We start from the raw sequence: 710 nt of genomic DNA, 5'->3' as shown, positions 1-710 counted from the left end.
CGGCAACGCCCTCCAGCGCCCAGGCGGCGGAAATCCGCGTCCGTCACCTCGGGCGGCTTCTCGGCTGCTTACGACCAGCTGATTCCCCTGTACGAGCAGGCCACCGGCCACAAGGTGGTCACCGCGCGGGGCGCATCGATGGGCAAGGCACCCGACTCCATCCCCAGCCGCTTCGCCCGCGGCGAGCAGTTCGACATCGTCATCCTGGCCGATTCGGGGCTGGAGGCTTTGGTGGCGCAGGGCAAGGTGCAGCCAGGCAGCCGCGTGGACCTGGCGCGTTCCATGATCGGCATGAGCGTGCGCAAGGGCACGCCCAAGCCCGACATCAGCACTGTCGACGCACTCAAGCAGACCCTGCTGAACGCCCAATCGATCGCCTATTCGGCCAGCGCCAGCGGCACCTACCTCTCGAACGAACTGTTCCCACGCCTGGGCGTGGCCGAGCAGATCAAGGACAAGGCCACCAAGATTTACAGCGAGCGCGTGGGCGCGGTGGTATTGCGTGGCGACGCCGAGATCGGGTTCCAGCAGGTCAGCGAACTGCTGCCTTTCAAAGAGCTGGAGTTCGTCGGGCCGCTGCCGGATGAAGTCCAGCAGCGCGTCTTCTTCTCGGCCGGCGTGGCCGCAGGCGCAGCCAATCCCGACGCGGCGCGGCATCTGATCCGTTTCCTGGCCGCGCCGGCAGCCGCCCCCATCGTGCGCAGCACCGG

The 710-nt window shown here is 67.7% G+C and carries 1 pseudogene; it reads left to right on the top strand.

Going from position 1 to position 710, the window contains the following annotated elements:
- Nucleotides 1-710, top strand: a pseudogene (locus ACDELDRAFT_RS23305) (substrate-binding domain-containing protein); the annotation flags it as partial.

Origin of the sequence: Acidovorax delafieldii 2AN (assembly GCF_000175235.1) — a bacterium.
GTDB classification, from domain to species: domain Bacteria; phylum Pseudomonadota; class Gammaproteobacteria; order Burkholderiales; family Burkholderiaceae_C; genus Acidovorax; species Acidovorax delafieldii_B.
Note: the sequence above shows the minus strand (reverse complement) of the source record. Positions and strands in the feature narration are given on the sequence as shown.